The organism is Haladaptatus caseinilyticus (assembly GCF_026248685.1).
GTDB classification, from domain to species: Archaea; Halobacteriota; Halobacteria; order Halobacteriales; family Haladaptataceae; genus Haladaptatus; species Haladaptatus caseinilyticus.
In genome coordinates, this window is sequence record NZ_CP111036.1 from 503,221 (window position 1) to 522,018 (window position 18,798).

At 60.2% G+C, this 18,798-nt stretch carries 30 protein-coding genes; 5 read left to right on the top strand and 25 right to left on the bottom strand.

Annotated features, from left to right (window positions below):
• Nucleotides 1-50: 50 nt before the first annotated feature.
• Complete coding sequence (locus tag OOF89_RS02795) at nucleotides 51-503, bottom strand: hypothetical protein (protein ID WP_266078240.1); 453 nt, start codon at nucleotides 501-503, stop codon at nucleotides 51-53.
• 85 nt (nucleotides 504-588) lie between these two features.
• On the opposite strand from OOF89_RS02795, the gene OOF89_RS02800 reads away from it, so the two are divergent.
• Nucleotides 589-1,206 (top strand): adenylate kinase, encoded by a 618-nt coding sequence (locus OOF89_RS02800; protein ID WP_266078242.1) that lies wholly within the window; start codon nucleotides 589-591, stop codon nucleotides 1,204-1,206.
• On the opposite strand, the gene OOF89_RS02805 is transcribed toward OOF89_RS02800, so the two are convergent.
• The 3 genes from OOF89_RS02805 to OOF89_RS02815 are packed head-to-tail and all read right to left on the bottom strand — an operon-like array spanning nucleotide 1,178 to nucleotide 2,064.
• Nucleotides 1,178-1,384: an SHOCT domain-containing protein gene (locus tag OOF89_RS02805; RefSeq protein ID WP_266078244.1), complete on the bottom strand. Its 207-nt coding sequence runs from the start codon at nucleotides 1,382-1,384 to the stop codon at nucleotides 1,178-1,180. The two genes, OOF89_RS02800 and OOF89_RS02805, sit on opposite strands and share 29 nt — an antisense overlap.
• 42 nt (nucleotides 1,385-1,426) lie before the next feature.
• On the bottom strand, nucleotides 1,427-1,603 hold the full coding sequence (locus tag OOF89_RS02810; protein ID WP_266078246.1) for a hypothetical protein: 177 nt from the start codon (nucleotides 1,601-1,603) through the stop codon (nucleotides 1,427-1,429).
• Between the two features lie 47 nt (nucleotides 1,604-1,650).
• Nucleotides 1,651-2,064, bottom strand: a complete 414-nt coding sequence (locus OOF89_RS02815; protein WP_266078248.1) for a hypothetical protein — start codon at nucleotides 2,062-2,064, stop codon at nucleotides 1,651-1,653.
• 298 nt (nucleotides 2,065-2,362) lie between these two features.
• Here OOF89_RS02815 and OOF89_RS02820 point away from each other — a divergent pair, with 298 nt between their 5' ends.
• The gene (locus OOF89_RS02820) at nucleotides 2,363-3,328 is read left to right on the top strand and encodes a succinylglutamate desuccinylase/aspartoacylase family protein (protein ID WP_266078250.1); all 966 of its coding nucleotides are present in this window, start codon (nucleotides 2,363-2,365) and stop codon (nucleotides 3,326-3,328) included.
• Between the two features lie 816 nt (nucleotides 3,329-4,144).
• Here OOF89_RS02820 and OOF89_RS02825 read toward each other — a convergent pair.
• A complete protein-coding gene (locus OOF89_RS02825) occupies nucleotides 4,145-4,426 on the bottom strand; it encodes a GYD domain-containing protein (protein WP_266078252.1) in 282 nt (93 codons plus the stop codon).
• 109 nt (nucleotides 4,427-4,535) lie between these two features.
• Between OOF89_RS02825 and OOF89_RS02830 the strand changes: the two genes are divergently transcribed.
• The gene (locus OOF89_RS02830; RefSeq protein WP_266078254.1) at nucleotides 4,536-5,240 is read left to right on the top strand and encodes a 5-formyltetrahydrofolate cyclo-ligase; all 705 of its coding nucleotides are present in this window, start codon (nucleotides 4,536-4,538) and stop codon (nucleotides 5,238-5,240) included.
• Nucleotides 5,241-5,335: 95 nt separating this feature from the next.
• Complete coding sequence (locus tag OOF89_RS02835; RefSeq protein ID WP_266078256.1) at nucleotides 5,336-6,367, top strand: NosD domain-containing protein; 1,032 nt, start codon at nucleotides 5,336-5,338, stop codon at nucleotides 6,365-6,367.
• Nucleotides 6,368-6,377: 10 nt separating this feature from the next.
• Here OOF89_RS02835 and OOF89_RS02840 read toward each other — a convergent pair whose 3' ends face one another.
• Nucleotides 6,378-7,379, bottom strand: coding sequence for an AI-2E family transporter (locus tag OOF89_RS02840; RefSeq protein WP_266078258.1), 1,002 nt, complete (start codon nucleotides 7,377-7,379; stop codon nucleotides 6,378-6,380).
• A 116-nt stretch (nucleotides 7,380-7,495) separates the two neighbouring features.
• Here OOF89_RS02840 and OOF89_RS02845 point away from each other — a divergent pair, with 116 nt between their 5' ends.
• Nucleotides 7,496-8,227 (top strand): hypothetical protein, encoded by a 732-nt coding sequence (locus OOF89_RS02845; protein WP_266078259.1) that lies wholly within the window; start codon nucleotides 7,496-7,498, stop codon nucleotides 8,225-8,227.
• Between the two features lie 103 nt (nucleotides 8,228-8,330).
• Here OOF89_RS02845 and secY read toward each other — a convergent pair whose 3' ends face one another.
• From secY to OOF89_RS02940, 19 genes are all read right to left on the bottom strand, one after another.
• Nucleotides 8,331-9,791: a preprotein translocase subunit SecY gene (gene secY, locus OOF89_RS02850; RefSeq protein ID WP_266078260.1), complete on the bottom strand. Its 1,461-nt coding sequence runs from the start codon at nucleotides 9,789-9,791 to the stop codon at nucleotides 8,331-8,333.
• A 324-nt stretch (nucleotides 9,792-10,115) separates the two neighbouring features.
• Nucleotides 10,116-10,604, bottom strand: coding sequence for an uL15m family ribosomal protein (locus OOF89_RS02855; RefSeq protein ID WP_266078262.1), 489 nt, complete (start codon nucleotides 10,602-10,604; stop codon nucleotides 10,116-10,118).
• A gap of 2 nt (nucleotides 10,605-10,606) precedes the next feature.
• Nucleotides 10,607-11,071 carry a 50S ribosomal protein L30 gene (gene rpmD, locus OOF89_RS02860; RefSeq protein ID WP_266078264.1) on the bottom strand — a complete coding sequence of 155 codons (465 nt, stop codon included), beginning with the start codon at nucleotides 11,069-11,071 and terminating at the stop codon, nucleotides 10,607-10,609.
• Nucleotides 11,071-11,718 (bottom strand): 30S ribosomal protein S5, encoded by a 648-nt coding sequence (locus OOF89_RS02865; protein WP_266078266.1) that lies wholly within the window; start codon nucleotides 11,716-11,718, stop codon nucleotides 11,071-11,073. The genes rpmD and OOF89_RS02865 overlap by 1 nt, the downstream gene beginning before the upstream one ends.
• A 1-nt stretch (nucleotide 11,719) precedes the next feature.
• On the bottom strand, nucleotides 11,720-12,274 hold the full coding sequence (locus OOF89_RS02870; protein WP_266078268.1) for a 50S ribosomal protein L18: 555 nt from the start codon (nucleotides 12,272-12,274) through the stop codon (nucleotides 11,720-11,722).
• A gap of 2 nt (nucleotides 12,275-12,276) precedes the next feature.
• Entirely contained in the window at nucleotides 12,277-12,717 is a 441-nt protein-coding gene (locus OOF89_RS02875; protein WP_266078270.1) for a 50S ribosomal protein L19e, read from the bottom strand.
• The gene (locus OOF89_RS02880) at nucleotides 12,714-13,412 is read right to left on the bottom strand and encodes a 50S ribosomal protein L32e (RefSeq protein ID WP_266078272.1); all 699 of its coding nucleotides are present in this window, start codon (nucleotides 13,410-13,412) and stop codon (nucleotides 12,714-12,716) included. The genes OOF89_RS02875 and OOF89_RS02880 overlap by 4 nt, the downstream gene beginning before the upstream one ends.
• A 3-nt stretch (nucleotides 13,413-13,415) precedes the next feature.
• Nucleotides 13,416-13,952, bottom strand: a complete 537-nt coding sequence (locus OOF89_RS02885) for a 50S ribosomal protein L6 (protein WP_266078274.1) — start codon at nucleotides 13,950-13,952, stop codon at nucleotides 13,416-13,418.
• Between the two features lie 4 nt (nucleotides 13,953-13,956).
• Nucleotides 13,957-14,349, bottom strand: coding sequence for a 30S ribosomal protein S8 (locus tag OOF89_RS02890; protein ID WP_227776046.1), 393 nt, complete (start codon nucleotides 14,347-14,349; stop codon nucleotides 13,957-13,959).
• Nucleotides 14,350-14,351: 2 nt separating this feature from the next.
• A complete protein-coding gene (locus tag OOF89_RS02895) occupies nucleotides 14,352-14,528 on the bottom strand; it encodes a 30S ribosomal protein S14 (protein ID WP_266078278.1) in 177 nt (58 codons plus the stop codon).
• The gene (locus OOF89_RS02900; RefSeq protein WP_266078280.1) at nucleotides 14,525-15,043 is read right to left on the bottom strand and encodes a 50S ribosomal protein L5; all 519 of its coding nucleotides are present in this window, start codon (nucleotides 15,041-15,043) and stop codon (nucleotides 14,525-14,527) included. Before OOF89_RS02900 ends, OOF89_RS02895 begins: the two co-directional genes overlap by 4 nt.
• Nucleotides 15,040-15,741 carry a 30S ribosomal protein S4e gene (locus tag OOF89_RS02905; protein ID WP_266078282.1) on the bottom strand — a complete coding sequence of 234 codons (702 nt, stop codon included), beginning with the start codon at nucleotides 15,739-15,741 and terminating at the stop codon, nucleotides 15,040-15,042. The genes OOF89_RS02900 and OOF89_RS02905 overlap by 4 nt, the downstream gene beginning before the upstream one ends.
• Nucleotides 15,738-16,094 carry a 50S ribosomal protein L24 gene (rplX, locus tag OOF89_RS02910; protein WP_266078284.1) on the bottom strand — a complete coding sequence of 119 codons (357 nt, stop codon included), beginning with the start codon at nucleotides 16,092-16,094 and terminating at the stop codon, nucleotides 15,738-15,740. The genes OOF89_RS02905 and rplX overlap by 4 nt, the downstream gene beginning before the upstream one ends.
• The gene (locus OOF89_RS02915) at nucleotides 16,091-16,489 is read right to left on the bottom strand and encodes a 50S ribosomal protein L14 (RefSeq protein ID WP_049969849.1); all 399 of its coding nucleotides are present in this window, start codon (nucleotides 16,487-16,489) and stop codon (nucleotides 16,091-16,093) included. Before OOF89_RS02915 ends, rplX begins: the two co-directional genes overlap by 4 nt.
• A complete protein-coding gene (locus OOF89_RS02920; RefSeq protein ID WP_266078286.1) occupies nucleotides 16,489-16,815 on the bottom strand; it encodes a 30S ribosomal protein S17 in 327 nt (108 codons plus the stop codon). Before OOF89_RS02920 ends, OOF89_RS02915 begins: the two co-directional genes overlap by 1 nt.
• Complete coding sequence (locus tag OOF89_RS02925) at nucleotides 16,806-17,234, bottom strand: ribonuclease P protein component 1 (RefSeq protein WP_266078288.1); 429 nt, start codon at nucleotides 17,232-17,234, stop codon at nucleotides 16,806-16,808. The genes OOF89_RS02920 and OOF89_RS02925 overlap by 10 nt, the downstream gene beginning before the upstream one ends.
• Before the next feature lies 1 nt (nucleotide 17,235).
• On the bottom strand, nucleotides 17,236-17,442 hold the full coding sequence (gene rpmC, locus OOF89_RS02930) for a 50S ribosomal protein L29 (RefSeq protein WP_266078290.1): 207 nt from the start codon (nucleotides 17,440-17,442) through the stop codon (nucleotides 17,236-17,238).
• Nucleotides 17,442-18,335 (bottom strand): 30S ribosomal protein S3, encoded by an 894-nt coding sequence (locus OOF89_RS02935; protein WP_266078292.1) that lies wholly within the window; start codon nucleotides 18,333-18,335, stop codon nucleotides 17,442-17,444. The genes rpmC and OOF89_RS02935 overlap by 1 nt, the downstream gene beginning before the upstream one ends.
• The gene (locus OOF89_RS02940; RefSeq protein ID WP_266078294.1) at nucleotides 18,335-18,796 is read right to left on the bottom strand and encodes a 50S ribosomal protein L22; all 462 of its coding nucleotides are present in this window, start codon (nucleotides 18,794-18,796) and stop codon (nucleotides 18,335-18,337) included. The genes OOF89_RS02935 and OOF89_RS02940 overlap by 1 nt, the downstream gene beginning before the upstream one ends.
• Nucleotides 18,797-18,798: the final 2 nt, after the last annotated feature.

Consider the following 18,798-nt stretch of genomic DNA (forward strand, 5'->3'; position numbering starts at 1 on the left):
CAGTAGTTGCGGTGGGTATTCTTAATGGCTACGAAAATCCTACCGGTTCGTTACACCTCGACTGCCCAAACCGTGGCCGATTTTGGACATTCGTACACCTCTTGGAACGTTCGTTCCACGAACTGCGCAATTCTGTTGACGTCCGCTTTCGCGCTGATGCGGACGTTCGTCCCTTCGGCTTCCTCCGGGCTCCGGAGTTGCTCGATTTTGAACGCCGGAAACTCGCCCAAGAGTGCTTTGAGGCGGTCGAGTTCCTCGTCGGTGCAATCGAGGTTCAACGTCCGATCCCCGAATTGGATCCACGGCGGCGCCAGTTCCGATTCCGAACGATCCGTTTCACCATCGTCGTTTTTCGTTTCGGTTTCGCTATCGTCCACGTCCGTTTCAGCCTCGTGCCCGACCGTCAGCGTACAGAACGGACTTTCGCGCTCGCGGTGGGCACCGATCGCATCCACGACGAGCTTTCGCCGCTCTTTCGGTGTGTCGGCGCTAAATCGACCCATATCCACACTTCGTGGGCCGCCGACAAAAAGCGGACGCTCGGACGGTTTCCTTAAGCCTTTATGCGATGGCACTGCAGATGTAAGCATGAACCCGAACATCCTCATTCTGGGTGCGCCCGGTGCCGGAAAAGGAACTCAAAGTGCGCGAATCGCCGACGAGTTCGATGTTGAGCACGTCACGACGGGCGACGCGCTCCGCGCGAACAAACACATGGAAACGGAGCACGGGACGCCCGCGAGTTTCATGGACGCCGGCGAACTCGTCCCCGACCCCGTGGTGAACGAGATCGTCAACGCCGCACTCTCGGATGCTGACGGATACGTCCTCGATGGCTATCCGCGGAACCTCTCGCAAGCGGAGTATCTGGACGACATCACCGACCTCGACGTCGTGCTCTATCTCGACGTGGACGAAGAGGAACTCGTCCACCGACTGACGGGGCGACGACTCGACCCCGAAACGGGCGACATCTACCACGTCGAGTACAACCCGCCGGAAGACGAAGCAGTCGAAGCGCGTCTCGAACAGCGTGACGACGACAACGAGGAGACCGTTCGGGAGCGACTCCGGGTTTACCGAGAGAACACCGAACCCGTCATCGAACACTACGACGAAACGGGTGAACTCGTCCGTATCGACGGCGAGCAAACCCCGGACGAAGTGTGGGAAGACATCAGAACGACCGTCGAAAACGAAGCGTAACGTCGAACGCGCTCGATTTCGACTCGACTACTCTACCGTCAGTTCTTTCTCGCGGAATGGCGGACTCTGCTCGGAAAAGTACGTCCAGCCGTTGCTCGAACTCCGCTTCGCCGATATCACCGCTGGCATATCGTTTCCGAAGCGTTTCGAGCGCGGTTGGTTCCCGTTCGTCGTTCACGCCTGTGGTTTCGCCCGTCGATTCGACCCACCGACTCGTTACTCAAGCGATGAAAGTGAGGACGACTCCCGCGATGATGGCATTGGAAGCGAAGGCCCCGGCAATCGCAACGGGAATGACGAGGAAGCCATCCGACCGTGTCACTGGATTCGAATGGTTGTGGTGAAAGGGCTCGTCGAAAACGGTCGAGTTTTTGCTCGGAGGCGGAGGGGATTCCATCGTCGCAGCGCAACAGTTTCGGGCCGAACACGATCGGCGATCCGAGTCTACAGGACGCCGTTGTCCCGAAGCAGGTCGGCGAGAACGTGGAAGTAGAGCACCACGGCGGTGAAAATCGCCACCACCGGTGAGACGAGGAGGAACCCACCCACGAGAAGGCCCGCGAGTAGGGCATGCGAGAGGATACGTTCGTGTTCCAGTTTCGCACCATCCACGTCCTCGAACACCCAGTCTTGGTCGCCAAAGGCGGCGACGGGGTCGGCGAGACAGGCTTCGAGGTGCCGCCAACTTCCGGTACGAAGACGGGTGAGGAGGAAGTGGTCCAAGTCGATGAAGACGCTCAGGAGGACGCCGTAGACGAACAACCCCGCTAGCAGTGGAACCGAAACGGCTCCCGAAAGCGGAACGAGGAGAACGCCAGACACGACCACGCCGATGAGGAAATGCTCGCGCGAGTACATCTGTCGAACCCGACACGGTGACGGGAGTAAAAGGTAGCGTCCTACCCGGAAACCCGATGATATCCGCTGCGATTTTACTTCCACTGTATAGCTCATATTTTTATACGACTGTCAGATCATTCGCTTGGATGACCGGACCGGTAACCGTGTCGAAACCGCGATTCGAATACTTCCATCCGTGCATCCCTGTGGAAACACGCTCGGGTTCTGTCGCTACGGGAAATAAAAAAGCCCGTAGATCGCCGAAACCACCGACTTTCGATATGTTCATTGCCTTCCCGACGCAGTGATTTAGCCGATGGCAGGACACAGCGCGGAGCGTGTAACGCTCGCTCGACTCCCCTCCGGTGTCGAGCTCGAAACCACGATACACACCTACGAAGGTGCGGAAGACGGGGCAACTCTCTACGTGCAAGCCGCACAACACGGTCGCGAAATCAACGGCAGCGAAGTGCTTCGACGGTTCCACGAGGAAATCGACCCCGCCGAACTCGCCGGACGCATCGTCGCAGTTCCGGTCGCAGACCCGCTCACCTTCGACCGCGTGTCCTACACCACGCCCGAGCAGTTGGACAGTATCAACCCGAACATGAACCGGGTCTGGCCGGGCGACGACGAAGGAACGCTTCACGAGCGCATGGCGGCCACGCTCTGGGAGTACGCGAGCGAGGCGGACGCCATCGTGGACCTCCACACCGGCAGTCCCGACATGATGACCCACGTCGTGTTCATGGAGGGCGACGAGGAATCGCGAGCACTTGCGGAGGCGTTCGGGACGGACCTCCTGCTTTCGGAGCGAGCAGGCGACGACGCAAATGTGGAGTGGAGCGAGCGAGATTTCGGCGGAAAGTTCCGCGTCGCGGCCACGCGCGAGGGAATTCCGTCGATCACGCCGGAACTCGCCCACAACAAGGAAGTCGTGGAAAATGCCGTCGAAACCGGTCTGACCGGTCTGTTGAACGTCTGCCGGAAACTCGACTTGCTCCAGCCATCCCCCACCGAGAACGGCGATTGGGCCCTCGCACGCAACCACCTCGGCCGAGTCGATGCGACCGATTCGGGCCTATTCGTGGTCGAATCGGATCACGAACTCGGCGAGCGAGTGGATGCAGGCGAGCGTATCGGGACCCTGTACGATCCGGCGACGTACGAAGTGTTACAGGAGGTCGAAACCGACCGGGAGGGAGTACTGTACGCACTTACCCGCGAAGCGACGGTCTGTGGCGGCGAAAAACTACTCAGCGTCGCTTTGCTTCGAAGCTGAACGGCGAACTGGGGCGTCATTCGCCCGAGACCGGGAAGGCGGACGACGGCGACACCGACGATCCATTTGGGACGGACCGGTTCGGAGATGCCGACCGCTTGGTCGTAGTATGGGTTGGCATCCCCTTTCGTCACGAACCCCGCGTGGGGTGCCGGACAGTTCTGTAGTTCCGCACAGCTATCGGCTTTTGCGAGGTAGATCGGATTGGCCTTGTCGTACCAGTTTTCGCCCTTCTCGACCCAGAACCGCGCACGATGGAGTATCGGAATCGCGGACCCGTTGCCGTCCGGTTGGAAGACGAGCACATCCCCCGAGTCACCGAGCGAGTGATAGCCCTTGTCGCGACCGACACGGGCCGAGACGACGCCTTCTCGACTCCCGGGTGGGGTCACGCGATGTTCCTCCATGACGACGACGACGTCGGCCGTCTCGACGTTCGGGGCCATGCTTCCGCTGATGACGGTGTAGGCAGGCGGCCAAACGCCCATCGTCGCCATGAACACCAGACTAACGACGAGGACGACCGTGATGGCTTGAACGACCAGTCGGCGAAGAGAGGGCACGACCCGGGGAAACGAGAAATACCGGCTTTGTTATCGACCACCTGTTACGCATCAAGCGACCCTTTCCCGGTCGTTACACTGGGCCAATGCGGACGAATCGGGAATCCCCTTGTGACCACTACCAGCGGTAGGGTTCGCCAGGTCGGGGACCCGATCCCGGTAGCCGTTGTCCAACCGGGCGAGACGGTTCGCGTAGATCACCCGTTCACGCGCAACCAGTTACGACGGATGCGGACGTTCCGACCGTTAGGTGTCACTCCTGGACGATATTCGCGAACTCCTCGATGGGGATTATTTCCATCGTCTGTGCGTCGAGACCCTGGTTTTCGATAGCTATCGATGCCCGAAATGCCGCGTTCCGGTCGGGTGCGTCGAAGACGACCATGAAATCGTACTCGCCGAGTATCGCATAGCTCTCGACTATCCCCGCATCGTACTCATCGACTTCCGACGCAAGGTTCCCTAACGAGGACGCCAACTTCTGTGGGTTCTGCACGGAACCACGAATTTTCACCAGTGAGACGTACTTTGCCATCATACGAGGAACGCGAGTCATCGGCAAAGCGATTGTGGCAAAGGGATTCACCATCGTCTCAAGCCCTCACGTACCATCGCTTTTTATCTCGGGAAACACCAGTCCAGATATGGACAAAGACGACCTCCGCGACCGAATCTGGACACGGTTGGAGGACGACGGCATCGCACGGTTCCCGTTTCCACCACACGGCCGAATCCCCAACTTCGCGGGTGCGAAAGCGGCGGCGGCACGTCTCGCGGACCTGCCGGAGTGGCGGGACGCGAACGTCGTGAAGGCAAACCCCGACGCACCGCAACTCCCCGTCCGGCGACGTGCGCTCAGCGAGGGAAAAACCGTCTATATGGCGCAACCCCGATTGCGGGACGAAAAACCGTTCATGAAACTCGACCCGGCAGAAATCGAGGACACCGATGCGGCCGCTACGGTTTCGAAGATGGACCAGTACGCCGAACCCGTTTCCCCGGACGAGATGCCGCCTGTCGATTTCGTCGTCTCCGGAAGCGTCGCAGTCACGGAAAGCGGTGCACGAATCGGGAAAGGAGAAGGATACAGCGACCTCGAATACGCGGTCCTTCACGAGTTGGGATCGGTGGACGAGGCGACGACGATCGCGACGACGGTACACGAAACGCAACTCGTCGCGGACGAGGTTCCGGTCGAATCGCACGACGTACCGATGGATTCGATCGTCACTCCAGACCGTGTTATCCGGACGGAAACGACGTTTTCGCGTCCGCCGGGAATCGACTGGAAGACGTTACCGGTCGAGAAAATCGACGAAATCCCGCTTCTCGCGCGACTACGGCCGTAGCCGACGAGCGGAAACGAGCAGTTACGGTCGAGGAATGGCGCATACCACCAACACTGCGAGTGAATAACGAACTATGGGCGGCGCGAAAGCGGAGTATGCGAACGGCATGGGCTCTGACTACGCTTTCGCTCGTTCTCGCTTTGACGCTCGTCGGTGGGGGCGGAATCGAGGGAACGGTGGGCCAACAGACGGTCGAAGCGGACACGCGACAGGAGCGGATCGATTCCTGCACGACGATTTCGGATCCGGGCCAGTACGTTCTCACGACTGACGTGACGAACAGTAGGGTCGATACCTGTGTTCGAGTGAGAGCGAACGACGTGGTGCTCGACGGACGAGGAAACAGTGTCGATGGCGTCGGCGCGTTCGGTTCTGCCGGCGTCCTCGTCACCGGAAGGACGAACGTTACGGTTCGGAACGTGGTGGCGACCGATTGGGACGACGGAGTTCGGTTCACTGGTACCCGGAATGCGACCATCGAGCGGACGACGACGGCTCGGAACCGAGTTGGCCTTTCCCTCGTCTCACTTCGAAGCGGGACTGTCGAGAACAACACTGCCCGCTCGAACGCCGTAGCTGGCGTCTTCCTCGTCGGTACGAGCGAGGACAATACGCTCAGAAACACGACAGCGACCGATAACGCGCTGGTCGGCGTGCAACTCGTCGAAGCACGAGAAAACAGAATCGTCGGCACCGTCGCCCGTGGCAACGAGTTCGGCATCGCCCTGCTCGGCGCGAACCGAAACACGGTGACAGGAAGTGTCGCGACTGGAAACGACATCGCGGGGATTTGGCTCTCGGCAGCCAGCGATACCGTCGTTCGAAACAATCGAGTGACGAACCGATTTTACGGGATTTACCTCGCCGACGGTGCACGAAACAACATCGTCGAGTCGAACACGGCACGGGGAAACCCGGTCGGCGTTCGGCTCCGGTCGAGCGACCGGAATCGAATTCTCAGTAATCGAGTATCGAACAGCAGTGACACCGGAATTCTCCTCATTTCGAGTGACAAAAATCGGGTTGTCGACAACGTCGGAACCGGAAATCGACGTGGAATTATCGTGTCACCGTCTTCACGAGACACGACCCTCTCCAACAATTCGGTCGAAGAACGGGGACGATGAGTGGACGGAGCTATACCCGAGGTGCATATTCACGGGCAAAGACGGTGACGAGCGACCTGAGCACACCGAGGACGATCGGACCGAAAAAGAGACCCATGAATCCGAACGCGTAGACGCCACCGAAGATGCCGACGACGAGCAGGCCGGGGTTGAGTCGTGCCTCGTGGCCGCTGACCACGGGACGGAGGTAGTTGTCCGAAAGGCTGACGACGAACGTTCCGTAGACGAACAGGAACGCGGCCGAAACCGGACGGTTCGCGAAGAACAGATATGCTGAAGCGGGCAGCCAAACGACGGACGCGCCGATAAGGGGAAGCAAGGAAAGAAGCGTCGTCACGACCGTCCAGAACACCACGCCCGGAACGCCCGCGATGGCGAGGCCGACACCCGTAAGCATTCCCTGCACGACGGCGACGAGGACGTTTCCAACCAATACACCCCACATCACTCGATTCATCTCACCGTACAGTTCGTCCTGCACCGATGCCGGAAGCGGCGTACTCCGGCGAACCCAGCGAAGAAACGTGTCGCCATCGACGAGGAGATAGTAGAGGAGAAACGCCAGCACCGTAATGCCGATGAGGGCGTCCGAAATCCCTCCGAAGATGCTCATCGCGTTTTGCAACAGTTGTGACGTACCGTCGGAAGGAATGAATTCGCGTATGTTGCGTCCCTCGATGACGATGCCGGTGTAACGCTCGACGAGGCGGAGTAGTTCGAGAATCTGCGGGTCACCACGGAGGATCGCTCCGAAGATCTCGAGCGCTTGCTGAGCGGCGACGAAGAGAAGCGTCGCAACGGGGACGAGGACGACGAGCGTCGTCACGATGAGAAGGAAGAGTGCGGACACTCGCGGACCGATACGGGGTGCGAGCCGTCTTTGAAGCGGGTAGAGGACGTAGCTCAGCAGAATCGCGGCAAGAACGAACTGAAGAAACGGTTTGACGAGCAGTAACGCGAGCAGGCCGAACACGACGATCAAAAACAGCAAAAACCCACGTTCCCTGTTCATGCCCCCACAACGACGCGAACGCGTATAAATCGACACGTCGATGACTGAAATCGACCATCAGCATCTAGCCATCACGCCTATAGAAACCCCTGTCGTCGCCGGGCGTGGGGGATACGATGGCACAGAACCAGCAACCGCAGGACGAGCAGTATCGAGTATCACACGGCCAGCAGTACCAACCACAGCGTCAACAGCAATCGCAGGGACAAACGTCACAACCACGGACAGAAGGGCAGTTCGGCGGGATGGGCCAGCAGTTCGGCGGCCAGCAAGCGAGCCAGCAGGGCAAACAGCAGGTGACGTCCTACGACGAACTGCTTCCGAACGACATGCGAACGGCGCTCCACGATTTCAGCCACCTGAAGAAGTCGTGTGAGTGGGCGGCCGAGCAAGTTCATGGACAGATGCCGGGCGAGACGGAGATCCCGCGAACCCTCGAAGACCTCGCGGAGATCGCCGAACTGAACGAAAAGCTCATCGTTCGCGACTCGAGACACGGCCCGGAGGTTGCAGAGACGTTCCTCAAAGTGGCACGACAGGACGTCCAACAGCTACAGCAGATGGCCCAGCAACAGCCCGTCCTCGTGACGGTCGTTTCAGACCTTCAGCGGACCATCAACTCGACGACCCAGATGCTGGGAAGCCTCGGTCAGCAGGTCGGTGGACAGCAGTCGATGGGTCAACAACCGATCGACCAACAATCGATGGGTCAACAATCGATCGACCAACGGTCGGGTGGGCAGCAATCGAGTGGGGCACAGTCCATGGGTCCACAATCGACCGGCGGACAGCTCGGGGGACGACAGTCAGCCGGTCAGCAGTCGATGGGACGACAGGGCCAGTACTAGCTCCGAACACTGAGAAACAGTCCTTTTTTGACACCTACTGCTACCGAGTCGATGGCTGATCGCGATACGGTATCGGAAAAGTGAATCGACAGCGAGTGTCGCGTTAGCCGCCGAACATCTCGCGCATCATCGGATGCATTTCCATCAACTGCTCTTCGGCGATTTCCTCGTAGAGCTTGTACGTGATGGAGACCGTCAGCAGAAGTCCCGTACCGGAGACCGCACCGATGGTACCGAGCATGTTCGCCAGCACGGCCAGCAGACCGACCAGCGCGCCGCCGAGGACGGTGACTTGTGGGATGTACCGCTCCATCACCTTCTCGATGACGCCCGTGTTCTGGCGGAAACCGGGGATTTGCATGCCGGAGTTCTGAATCTGTTTCGCCGTCGCCTCCGGACCCATGTCCGTCGTCTCGACCCAGAAGACGGCGAAGATAGCCCCGCCGACGACCATGAACGCCAGGTCGATCGCAACGCGGAGCAGGACCTGCCATGGCTCTTGGGCGATCGTTCCGGCCCACCACATCCAATCCCGTGGTGCCTGAATCGGCGCGAAGTAGTAGAACAAGCCACCAGTGGGCTGACCTTGCGAATAGCTGCCGAGCCACGCCGGAAGACCACCAAGCTGGCTATTGAGAATGCGCCCGAGGAACTGGATGTTCGCTTGCAGGGCGCGGACGAGGATCATCGGCAGGACGCTCGCGTAGATGAGTTTCACGGGGAAGCGGCCGCGGGCACCCTTCACTCGTGCGTGGCTGAGCGGAATTTCGACGCGGACGCTCTCCGCATAGACGACGATGGCGAAGATGAGCACCGTCGTGATGAGCGCGATGAGTTGTCCCTGACCGATCAGGAGGAACTGGATACCCTCACCGGTCAACAGCGACGGAACGTTGCCGGCGTTGCCCGTAATGATGTCGAACCACTGTGGGATGAGGCCGACTTGGTTACCGAGGCCGCGCGGCGAGAACAGCCCGCCGACGAGGCTCTGGCTGACACCGGCGATGATGAACAGCCCGATACCGCTCCCGACGCCCCATTTGCTCACGATCTCGTCCATGAACAGGACGAAGATAGCGCCGATGAATATCTGCGCGAAGATGAGCCACTTGACGGCCATCGGGGAGCCAAGCGCCGCGACGAGCGCATCCTGCGGCTGGAAGAACCCGCCGACGAACACCATCGGCAGCCCCGTCAGACAGATCATCACGACCACCAGCAGCTTCTGGAGGCCCTGATAGAGCACCTGGTCGCGGGGATCGTCCGTATCTAATCCCAGAAGGTCGGCACCGCCGAGCAGTTGGAGGACGATGCTCGCCGTGACGATGGGACCGATACCGAGATGTAGCACGGACCCCTGTGCACCCGCGAGCAGTGAGCGGAACTGGCCGAAAAGGTCAGTGCTCGTGTTCACCCCGTACAGAGTGACGTTCGTTAAGAAGAAATACAACACGAGGATACCGGCCGTCCACGCCAGCTTCCGCTTGAAGGGCACGTGCCCCTCTGGGCGCTGGACGGCGGGCATCCGCGTTAAAACCGGCTCTGCGGTTTCTTTCCAACCCATTGACTATGCCTCCGACTTCATCACATGTATCTCCTTCGACTTCGTAATGTGACAGCCAACGGAGTTTCTCCCGTTCCCTTCTCCCATCGAGGGAACCTTGTCCAACCTCCGTCGGAAAATCAAGGCCGAATCACAGGAACGTTTCAGTCGCTGTCGGCCCGTCGACGGGAGCCGTCGAATCGAGACATATCTACGAATCGCATACTGCGCTCGAGACGACAGTAGACCTGAATCGGACTGTCGATACGACTGACTGTCCGAAACGAGAGACAGTACCAGTCGGTACCGAAGAAATACTGACCGAGAGAATGAATTCGAGTGAGACTACTCGGCTTCGTCTTCTGCGTCGTCGTCCGACGCTTCCTCTTCCTCTTCGGCGCGGTCGCTGAGGACGGCACTGCCGTCCGCTTCCTCGAGGAGCTCGACTGCGGTCGCCGAGAAGGCGTCCGCGGTCACATCGAGGCTGTTGCGAACCTGGCCGCCGCCGAGCACCTTGACGGCGTCGGCGTCCCAGCCGTCATCGACGACGTCGCGTGCGTCGATTTCGTAGCCGTCGTCGGTCTCTTCGGCGACACCCTCTGCCGCGAAGAGTGCAGCGTCCTCGTCGAGTTTCTGCACGGACACGGTGCGCACCGTGTCTTTTGCGTCTTCGGGTCGTTTGAACCCGTGCTTTCCGAGCGGTTCGTAGTTGTGGAACTCGTGTTTGGCGCGGCCTGCGCGTCCGCGTCCACCGCGGTTACCCGCACCGCGGCGGTTCTTGTGCGTCCCGCCGCCGTGCGTGCGCGAGCCACGTTGGCGTCGTTTCTTACTCATGGTTATCGCATCGACTCGAGGAGTTCGTTGATTTCCTCAGTCGTGTGTTTGCCGAGTTGGCCGCCCTCTTTCGTTGGGTGTTTGATGCCCTCGTGACCACCGCGTGGCGGGTGGAGTCGGAGGACCGGAGTGAGACCCTGCTCTCGGAGGGTCGTTTCCTCATCGAGCAGTGCCTCCGAGAGCTCGGCGAAGTCGGCGTACTCCGTGTTCTCTGCGAGCCATTCCTCGTCAACGTCGTCGCTTCCTTCGAGCGGCTGCGCTCGCTTGGACAGCACCGTTTCCAGGACTTCCTGGCCGGGTTCGCCGTGTGCGACCCAGTCGTTGACCTTGGTCACCATTCCGCGGTAGGTCTCCGTTTCCGGGACCAGCGCGCAGTGATTGACCTTGTGGAGGTTGAGCATGCCGAGCGTGTCACGGACACCCTGCGTCATGTCTACCTCACCGCGAATCTGGACGACTGCTCTCATCAGTCGGCCACCTCCGGCTCTTCGTCAGGACGGGCGCGCGGGCCGCGTGCCTGTGACGCGTTCTCCAAGGCGTTGTAGGTTGCCTTGGCGAGGTTGAGCGTCGTCCGGGTGTTGCCGTGGCTCTTCGTCCATGCGTTCTCGACACCGGCAAGTTCGAGGATTTTGCGGACGGTGTCGGTCGCTGCGAGACCCAGTCCGGCGGGTGCCGGGATGAGTTCGACTTCTACACTGCCAGCCTTGCCGGTCGTCCGGTGGGTGAGCGAGTGCGGTCGGTCGCTGCGGTCCTCCCACGACCCTGCGCCGCGGGGAACGTCGATGATGTTCAGCTTCGCGATTTCGATCGCCTTTTGGATGGCACCGCCGACCTGGTCGTCTCGGCCTTCGGCGTAACCCACGTAGCCGTCGCGGTTGCCGATGGCACAGACACAGCGGAACTTCACGCGTCGCCCGGAGTCGGTCATGCGCTGAACCATGTTGATGTCCAGCACTTCGTCCTCGAGTCCGGGGAGGAGCTGGTCGACCAGTTCCGGCTCCTTCAGCGGGAGACCGGAGTTGAGGGCGTCTTCCATCGTATCGATTTCGCCCTCGGCGACCTTGCGGCCGAGACGGGTCTGGGGTTCCCAGCCGTCGTTATAGTTTGCACACATATTATTCGTCCTCCTGGAGGGTAGAGAGCACTTCGTCGAAGTGCTCAGGTAGTTCTGTGGCGTCGAAATCCCCACCGTACAGCGGTTCGTCTCGCTGCTCCGCGTATTCGGCGATATGTTCGCCGCGGTTACGCGACCAGTCAGCCAGCACGCTGTCGTTGTGCGGGATGTCGAGGCCAGCGTCGATTGCACCTTCCTGTACTGCGAATGCCTTGCTACCGGGTGTTGCCGTGTTGAGGCCGATGTCGAGCACAGCCTCGTCGTAATCGGCATCGAGTGCGCGTTTTCCGAGCAGATATCCAGTGAGGTACGCGCTGGGGAGGTTGCCCGTTGGGGCTTCCCAGCCGTACTCCTCCAGATCGCCGGAGTACGCACTCGCAACCGTGTTATCGCCGTCGGGACCCATCGTGACCAGCTGCGCCCTGACGTGCTGGTTGCTCTTCCGAGCGACCAGGCGGGGCTTGCCCGATTTCAGCAGGCGCAACCTCTGATGGTAGTCAGTTCGGACCTCGCGGCGGCGGCGCATCGGCACCTTGTATCGTGGTCCAGTTGCCATTGTTAGTAGTTGTTCTCTATGTAGTTCAGCAGGTATTGCACGCTACGGAACTCGCCACCCTTGGACTTGTCGTAGAGGTCACGGTACTGTGACTTCGTGATCTCGCCCTCGGCGCGGAGTTCACGCAGTTTGCGTCGCTGCGCACGAATCTTGTTCTGCCACTCCTCTTTCGAGTTCTTGCGGCCGCCCTTCTTCCCCTTTCGGGTACCTGGTCCCTTCCGGTGACCGTATTTGCGCTTTCGGTTGCGCTCGCGGGCGCGGCCGCGGGAGTTGCTCTTTGCGTCCTTGGCCTGAATCGACCCGTCGTCGACGAGTTCGCGGATGTCCTCGCGGGTAATCGCGTCCGCGATGGCACCCTGCGCGTCGGGGTCGAACCAGACTCGGTTCTTGCCGACATCGAGCACGTCGGCGGCGAGTCGCTTCTGTGCACTCAGGTCACTCATTCTTCCACCTCAACTTCGACGTAGGTCGGATTGAGAACGCGGATTTTCTCTTCCTCGGCGACTTCCTCGATGCGCTCGCGTTTGCGAGCACCGACTTTCGAGGCGATGCGAACCGCTTGCGTGTCGCCGTCCACGCCGTCGAGGTCATCGACGTTGTGAACGCGAACTTCGTCGAAACCGCTCGGGTGCTTGCCCCGAACCGATTTCGGCGAGCGGTAGCCCGACTCGACCATGTCGCCTTTGCCCTTGATACCGCGGCGTTGCTTGCTCAGGTTGCCCCGAGGCTTGCGCCACGACGTGGGCGTCCGCTTTTTCTTGTGGTAGTCCTGTCGATTGAACTGCGGTTTGCCCTCGCGTTTACGCTGTTTGAGCAGTCGCGCTTCCTCGTCGCCGAGGTCGGGCGTCTTCTCGGTCAGCCCGCGGGGTTGCAGTTCGGTTTCGACGTCCTCTTCCGGTTCCTCTTCTTCGGTTTCGTCTTCGATTTCGGCTTCCGTCTCCTCTTCGACTTCGAGGGCACCGACGTCCGCCTTGATACGGGCGGCGAGTGCGTTGCCGATACCGTCGACTTCGGCGAGTTCACTCTGCTCGGCGCCGGCGATGTCCTCGACGGACTCGTAGCCAGCGTCGCGGAGCGATTCCGCCTTGCTCTCGCCGACACCGCTGATGTCTTCGATCTGTTCTGGTTCGTCAGCCATCTATCAGGCACCTCCCGTAGACGGCTTCTCCGTAATGTAGACGCCGTCCTGGAACACGCGCGTGTCTTTGCCGCTCACGCGAGTGAGTTGTTCGATGTCCGCGGCGGTCTGGCCCACATCTTCGATGCTCGGGCCGCGCAGGGACAGTTCCTCGTCGTTCACTTCGACGGTGGTGTCCCCGTGGACGTTCGTCCGACGGGGCGCTTTCTCACCGAGGAAGTTCTCGATGACGACTTGGTCGCCCTCGGAACGAACCTGCATTGGGAAGTGAGAGTAGAAGACTTCCATCTTGTACTCCCACTCCTCGGACACGCCGTGAAGCATGTTTCGTACGTGGCTCTCGAACGTTCCCATCGTCGCCTTCGTTTTGGCGTCGGTGGCATCGCTCTCGATGACCACTGCGTCGTCCTCGACGCTGACACTGATGTTCGGGTACCAGAGCCGTCGTGTGACGGATCCTTCCGAGCCATCAACGGTCATGTCGAGGTGGTCTACGTCAACGGTCACCTCGTCCGGAATTTCGATTTCTACTCGTGGCATTGTTCTAGTACACGTACGCGATGACTTGGCCACCGATACCCTGATCGCGGGCCTCGTAGTGGCTCATGACGCCGTGGCTGGTCGTGACGACGAGTGACCCGTAGTCCTGGGCGGGGAGGAACCGTTTCTCCCACTTCTCGAAGTCGTCTTTACCCGCGGAGTAGCGGGGTTTGACCGCACCACATTCGTTGATCGCGCCTTTTAGTTCGACCTCGAAGCGACCGGCTTTTCCGTCATCGACGAACTCGAAGCCGTCGATATACCCGTGGTCGTAAAAGACCTCGAGTACACTGCCGATCTCGTTCGAGGCGGGCTGTACCGTGTGGGACAGATGACCGACACTCTCGGCGTTATCCACGCCGGAGAGTGCGTTGCTGAGTGGGTCGTTTCCTGCCATGATTATCGGTACTTCTTGAATCCCATGTCGCGTGCGATTTCGCGGAAGCACTGGCGACAGAGGTTAATGTCGTATTTTCCGACCAGACCTTGCTTTCGACCACAGCGCTGGCACGTTTGGAGTTGTCCCGTGCGCTTGGCCGTCTGCTCGCCGGTCGCATCGTTCTCACTTTCGCTCATTCATCCACCTCAACGTCGAAGTTGGCTTCGAGGAACGCGATGGCGTCCTCGGCCGTCAGTCGGTGGTTCGACGGAATCTGGCGGGAAACCTTGTCACGTTTCGCGACGCGGTAGCCCGGTCGAACGAGGTTGACGGTCACGTCAAGCCCGTAGATTCCGACGTTCGGGTCGTACTCCTGGCTCGGGAACTCGGTGTGTTCTTCGATACCGAAGCTGAAGTTCCCGGTCTCGTCGAACTGCGTCCTCGAGAGATCCGAGAGTTCCAGTGCAGTGTCGAGGAACTCGTGTGCTGCCTCGCCGCGGAGCGTGACTTTCGCGCCGATCGGGTCGCCCTGACGGATACCGAAGTCGGGAAGCGTTGATTTCGCCAGCGTTCGGACGCTTTCCTGTTCGGTTACGTCTTCGAGGATTTCCTCGGCGTTGGCGAGTTCTCGACCACCTTCACCGACGCCCATGTGGGCGACGACCTTCTCCACTTTCGGCTCTCGCATCTGGTGGAATTCGGCTTCGCTCATTCGTCATCACCCGTGAAGTTCTCGTCGATGACGACGACGTACTCCTCGACGGTTTCGAACGAGGTGTCGTCACCGTCGACGGTGACGGTGTTCGAACCGCTACCGGGCGTCACCGTGATATCGGTGACCTCACCGATTTCGCCCGCGTGCTGACCGCGGACGGCAGTGACGAGACAGCCCTCTTCGTATGGGAAGTGAGCGAGGATGTCTTTGTCCTCGGTTCCCACGACGATGGAGTCTTTCGTGCTGTAGTCGTCGGCATCGTCCACGCGGAGATTGCTTCCGTCGTGGAGATTGAGTTGGGTTTCGCCACCGGATACCTGCGTCTTGTCCTCGATTTTCGCCAGTCGGCCGTCCGCCGCATCTTCGTCGATGTGGGTCAGCGCGAGGCGTCCACCTTCGTCGGGGAAGACGCGGTAATACTCTTCGCGTTCGGTGAACGCGATGATGTCGAACATGCCGATGGGTCGCTGTTCGTCGCTAACTGCCTCGCCGTTCACGAGAACGGAGTCCTGGTTGAGCGCGTAGCGGGCTTCCTTCTTCGAGTTGGTGTAGCCCAGCACGTCCCGCAGGATGATGAGGAGCGGGACACCGTCACGTCCATGCGGGCCAGCGCCGGCCTTCACGGTGAACGTGGCGGTCTTTCGCTCGACCGGCCAGGAGTTCGGAACGGAGAGTCGTTTCTGATGGTTGCTCATTCGGTATCACCTTCTAGACGTGCCTCGCGGCGGTCGTCTTCCAGGTTGAGGTCTGTCACGCGAACGTTGCTCGTGTCGAGCGGACGCGGAACGTCCTCGCCGTCGGCTTTCGGGAGCGTGATCTCTTCGACGTGGATAACCGCGTTCTGCATGTCCACTTCGAGAACTTCACCCTCTTCGCCGGCGAAATCGCCGCGCATGACCTCGACCGTGTCGCCCGCGTTGACGCGAACACTTCGCTGTCCGTACTCCTCACGGAGTTCGTCGGACAGCGTCGCTTTGACCTGCTGGTGCCGCTTGTGGAGCGGGGCGCGTTCGGTCTGGTTTCGCTGTTTGCGTGGTTGTCGGGTCATACTATCATCGTAGCTGTGCTTGCAATACTTCCAAACCGCTCGGCGACTTCCTGCGCGATGGGACCTTTGATCTCCGTCCCTCGCGGCTCTTCGACGTCGTCGATAACGACGGCCGCGTTGTCTTCGAATTTGACACGCGTGCCGTCCGGACGGCGGATGGATTTGCGCTGTCGAATGATGACAGCTTCCAGCACCTGACGCCGCATTTCGGGCGTCCCCTTCGTGACGGACACGGTGATCTTGTCACCGATGCCTGCCTTCGGGTGTCGGCTCTTCGTGCCGTGGTAGCCGGAAACGCTGATGACTTTCAGCTCTCTTGCGCCGGTGTTGTCGGCACAGTTGAGTAGGGAGCCCTTCTCGACACCCTGTGTCACATCAGCTTTGAGTGCTTCCATCAGTTGTCACCTCCGAGTGTCTCGACGACGACGTGTGATTTCGTCTTCGAGAGCGGTCGGGTCTCTGCGATACGAACCGTGTCGCCAACTTCGAGAGCCAGGCAGTCCGGCGCGTGGGCCGGAACGCGGGAACGACGTTTCATCTGCCGGTCGTATTTCGGCACTGTAACGTCGTACTCTCGCTCGACGACGACGGTCTTTTCCATGTCGGTGGAGGCGACCTCCCCTTCGAGAATCTGTCCGCGCACGGAAAGCGTTCCGTGGAACGGGCAGTCCTCGTCGGAGCATGTCTCCTCCGGTTCTGGTACGTTCAATCCTAACGCCATTTCGAATTACCTCCTGCTTCGGTACGCAATGCGGGTCGTGAGAGCAGTGTGACTCCATCCACCGTAACGTAGGCTCCGCCCTCGCCACCGTCGGAACGGTTCCGACGGGCCTCCGAGCGTGGCTCGGAGAAAGAGCAAGACTGACTGGATTTTCCTCCAGCAGTTTCCAACTCCCGTTTGGACGGAGTCCCCGTTCCCTCGCGGGAGACGGCGGCTTCATCTGTGAGTGCAAACTCGAATCTCGTGCCCTGCTTCGGTACCTGCCACGACCGAGACGCAGCCTCTACGGTAAGCGTGCGCATCGTCTCGGAAACGACTCGACCCTCGATACTTTCGAGGGACGGATTCGTGGCCGAAACGACTCGCACTGGGAGACCGGCGAGTTCGTGTTTCGTGAGCGTCTCGGGTGTCAGTGGCATCTTATTCGGAGTCGCCTTCTTCTTGCTGAATCGTTTTGATTCGAGCGATGGTCCGGCGAAGTTCCTTGATGCGACCCGGGTTTTCGGGTGCACCACCCGCGGCTTTGACCGCCTTCGAGTTGAGCAGTTCCGTCTCGAGCTCTTCGAGTTCTGCTTCTCGCTCTGCAGGCGTCATGTCGCGGATCTCTTCGGTGTGAAGAATAGCCATTATTCTTCACCCTCCTCGTCTTCCATCTCTTCTAGCAGTTCCTCGGCTTCGGCTTCGACTTCCTCTTCGAGTTCGTCGAGCTCTTCCTCGACGGACTCGGATTCGGACGCGTCAGCGTCTGCCGATTCTTCCTCGATGACCTCTTCGACGATCTCTTCATCGACGTCGGTCTCGCCGGGTTCCGGCGATTCCTCGTCGTCGTCTTCGAGTTCTTCGAGTGTTTCCTCGTCGGGTTCCTGGATGAGGTCCGCCGTCTCGTTGGCCTCGACCGCTTCCGGAACGAGTTCTTCTGGGTCCGCACCCTCCTCGATCTGGAAGTCATCCGGTAGGTTCGCTCCCGGCGGGATGATTTTGACGTCCACGCCGATGGTGCCGAGTTTCATCACTGCGACACCCTGGCCGTGATCGACGATCTCCTGTGCGGGTTCACCGTTGTGCTTGATGTAGCCACGGTTGAACTTCTCCACGCGCGACCGTGCGCCCGTGACTTTGCCGGACAGGACGATTTCGGCGCCGAGTGCGCCGGAATCCATGATTCGGTCGATGGTCGTGTGACCTGCCTTTCGGAAGTACCAACCGCGTTCGAGCGCGTTGGCGAGCCGGTCGGCGACGATTCGGGCGTTGAGATCCGGTTCATCGACTTCCTGAACGTCGATCTGCGGGTCGTCCAAGTTGAACCGCTCACCGAGTTCTCGGGTGATTTTCCGGATGTTTTTCCCGCCCTTTCCGATGACCATACCTGGCTTTTCCGCCTTGAGGACGATCTGTGTCCCCATCGGAGTTTTGGCGACGTCCATGCCGCCGTAGCCAGCACGGCCGAGTTCTTCCGCGAAGAACTCGTCTATCTGCGAGCGCTGAAGCCCGTCCTGAATAAACTGATGTTCGTCTGCCATTATTCTTCGACCTCCTCAAGGATGAGTTCGACATCCACCTCGGGCGTGTTCCAGGCGGTTGCGCGGCCGAACGCGCGGGGCTTGCGGCCCTGCACTTCACCGACCTTGTGGGCGGCGACGTGCATGATTTCCATCGATTCGCCGTCGAAGCCCTGGGCATCCGCGTTGGCCATGACGTTGTCGAGCAGTTCGATGAACGCCTTGCTCGCCTTTTCGGGGTAGCGACCTGCGTCCCAGCCGTCGATGTCCGAGCGATGGCCGACGCCGCTGTTGTGCTGCTTGAACGGCACCGACCGCTCCTCGTTCACGACCTGCTGGAGGTACGCTTTCGCGTCCCCGGCAGTTTTGCCCTTGATTTCGCGGGCAATCGCCTTGCTGTGCTTGTGGCTCATATGCCGCTCCCGGAGCATCCCTTTCGCTGTGGTGTCCGGGTCGGCATCGACGCTGTAGCTGATTCCCATGG